This is a genomic window from Actinomadura sp. NPDC048032, from assembly GCF_040653175.1.
GTDB classification, from domain to species: domain Bacteria; phylum Actinomycetota; class Actinomycetes; order Streptosporangiales; family Streptosporangiaceae; genus Spirillospora; species Spirillospora verrucosospora.
The window spans coordinates 1-2926 of record NZ_JBEZJP010000655.1; the positions used below are offsets into that span (position 1 = coordinate 1).

A 2926-nucleotide genomic window follows, 5' to 3' on the forward strand; every position below is an offset into this window, starting at 1 on the left:
ACTTGCCGCAGCCGGACTCGCCGACCAGGCCGAGCGTCTCCCCAGCCCGCACCTCCAGGTCCAGGCCGTTCACCGCCCGCACGGCGCCGCGCCGCCTTCATGACCTCGTCGGCCGGCTTGCGCCCGGCGACGAGCTCCTGCAGCGGACCGCCGAACGCGTCGGCGAAGGTCGGCGTCGCGTAGTCGAGGTACGGGGTGATGCCGTCGTTCTTGCTCAGCTCGCCCCACGCCGTCGCGACCTCCTTCAGCAGCGGCCCGGCCGGCTGCTTGGAGGGCGCGGCGAGCGCCGGCAGGTTGCCGGTCTCGACCGAGACGTCCATCGCCTCCGGGGAGGTGATGAAGTTGATGTAGGCGGCGGCGACGTCCGGGTTCTTGCTCTTGGACGTGATCGACCAGGGCAGGCTCTCGCCGCCCATCGTCGCCGACGGCGAACCGGCCTGCGCCGGGGGCGGCAGCATGAAGCCGACCTTGTCCTTCATCTTGTCGTTCAGCTCGGAGGCCCACCAGGTGCCGCCGAACATGAACACGCCGTCGCCCTTGGCGAAGTTGACGGGGGTGTCGTCCCACTTGACGGCGTTGGCGTCCTTGGTGAAGTAGCCCTTCTTCGACCAGTCGCCGAGCTTCTGCGCCGCCTGGACGTTCGGGGCGTCCGTCCAGGAGCCGCCGCTGCCGAACACGAGCTTGCGGACGGCCTCCTTGTCGGCGACGCCGTCCTGGAGGATGCCGTACAGCTGCATCGCGGGCAGCTTCTCCAGGTTGCCGAACGCGATCGGGACCTCGCCCTTGCCCTTGGCCGTGGCCAGGGCCTGGTCGAACTCCGCCCAGCTCTTCGGGGGCTGCACGCCGAGCTTGGCGAGCTTCTCCTTGTTGTAGTAGAGCCCGACGATCTCGCCGTTCAGCGAGACGCCGTACAGGTTGCCGGACCCGATGAGCTTGCCGTCCTGGGTGACGCTGTTCAGGTCGGTCAGGCCCTTGGGGTAGCGCTTGCGCCACCCGTAGACCTGGTCGTAGGAGTCGAGCGGGAGGAGCATCCCGGCCTTGACGTACTGCGCCATGGACGCGTAGCCCTGGTTGGCCTCCACGACGTCGGGCGGGCTGCCGCCCGACAGCGCGAGCCGGAGCGTCTTCTGCAGGTCGCTGAACGACCGCGACACCCGCTTGATCTTCACGTTGGGGTACTTGGCCTCGAAGCGCTTGTTCAGCTCCTCGATCTGCTTCTTCTGCCCGCCCTGGACCTCCTGGTCCCAGACGGTGAGGGTCACGTTCCCGGCCTTGGCCACGTCGGTGCTCACCGCGGCGGGCGCCTTGCTCTCCGGCTTGTCGCCGGACGAGCCCGGGGCGCACGCCGCCGCGAGCAGGGTCGCGAGGGCCGCGGCCGCCGCGGCCGCTCCTCGCCTCGTCAGTGTCGGCATTGCTACGGCTCCCTATTGCTTTCTGTCCTGCTGCGTCCGCGTCGGTCGGGGACGGCGCGCTAGTGGTCGGCCCGGAGGGTGGGTTCGGCCCGGACGACCGTGTCGGTCGCCGAGTCGGGGATGAAGTCGACGACGGGCAGCCCGGCCTCGCGGGCGGCGGTGAGCTTCGCGCGGGTCATCGCGCCGCCGCTGTCCTTGGTGACCAGCACGTCCAGGCGGTGCTCGCGGATCAGGGCGCGCTCGCCGTCCACGGTGTAGGGGCCGCGTGCCAGCAGGACGCGCACGTGGGGCGGGACGGGCGGCTCCGGCGGGTCCACCGACCGGGCGAGGAACCACACATCGGTCCGCGCGGCGAACACCGGAAGGCTGCGGCGGCCGGTGGTAAGGAACGCGCGGGCGCCGTCCGGCAGCGCGGCGGCGGCGTCCGGCAGGGACGGGACGCGCCGCCAGTCGTCGCCGTCCTCCTCGTCCCAGCCGGGGCGGCGCAGCGCGAGCAGGGGCACGCCCGTCAGCCGCGACGCGTGCGCGGCGGAGGCGCTCATCCGCTCCGCGAACGGGTGGGTCGCGTCGACGAGGCGGTCGATCCGGTGCTCCCGCAGCCACGCGGCGAGCCCTTCGGCGCCGCCGAACCCGCCGATGTGGACCTCGCCGGCGGGCAGGCGCGGGTCCGACACCCTCCCGGCGAGCGAGGAGACGACGTGCACGCCGGTCAGCCGGGCCGCCAGCGCGCGGGCCTCCGCCGTCCCGCCGAGGATCAGGACGCGCCGCACGCCCGGTCCCGGCCGGCGCTGTAGAGGTGGCTGTCGGGGAACGCCGACGCGGTGAGGACGCGGCCGACGACGATCACCGCGGTGCGCCGCACCCCGGCCTCGCGCACCCGGGCGGCGATGTCGGCGAGGGTGCCGCGCAGGACCAGCTCGTCCGGGCGGCTGGCGCGGGCGACGACGGCGACCGGGCAGTCCGCGCCGTAGCGGGGCAGCAGCTCGGCGGCGACCTCCTCGATGCGCTGGACGGCCAGGTGCAGCACCATCGTGGCGCCGCTCGCGCCGAGGGTGGCGAGGTCCTCGCCGTCCGGCATCGGGGTGGCCCGCACGGCCGTGCGGGTCAGGATCACGGTCTGGCCGACGCCGGGGACGGTCAGCTCCCGGCCGAGCGAGGCCGCCGCGGCCGCGAACGCGGGAACGCCGGGGACGACCTCGTACGGCACGCCCGCCGCGTCGAGGCGGCGCATCTGCTCGGCGACCGCGCTGAACACCGACGGGTCGCCCGAGTGCAGCCGCGCGACGTCCAGGCCGCCGCGGTGGGCGGCGGTCAGCTCGGCGACGATCTCGTCCAGCGTCATGTTCGCGGTGTCGACGAGCCGGGCGCCGGGCGGGCACGCCTCCAGCAGTTCGGCCGGCACCAGCGACCCCGCGTACAGGCGAGATCGACAAGCCCGGCGACATGACCCGCCAGTCGGAGGTGATCATGTCGCTGCTGGAGCGGATCCTCGCCGCCCACGGGGCGGGCTTCGG

Annotated in this window: 3 protein-coding genes; all 3 read right to left on the reverse strand. The window is 73.5% G+C overall.

The features are described 5' to 3' along the window. The coding region (locus AB0C69_RS40640) for an extracellular solute-binding protein (protein ID WP_360361877.1) at nt 1-1412 on the reverse strand (1412 nt) is incomplete at its 3' end. Nucleotides 1413-1471: 59 nt separating this feature from the next. Further along, entirely contained in the window at nt 1472-2182 is a 711-nt protein-coding gene (locus AB0C69_RS40645) for a cobalt-precorrin-6A reductase (RefSeq protein ID WP_360361880.1), read from the reverse strand. After that, nucleotides 2167-2832, reverse strand: a complete 666-nt coding sequence (locus AB0C69_RS40650) for an SAM-dependent methyltransferase (protein ID WP_360361883.1) — start codon at nt 2830-2832, stop codon at nt 2167-2169. The genes AB0C69_RS40645 and AB0C69_RS40650 overlap by 16 nt, the downstream gene beginning before the upstream one ends. Between the last annotated feature and the right edge of the window lie 94 nt (nt 2833-2926).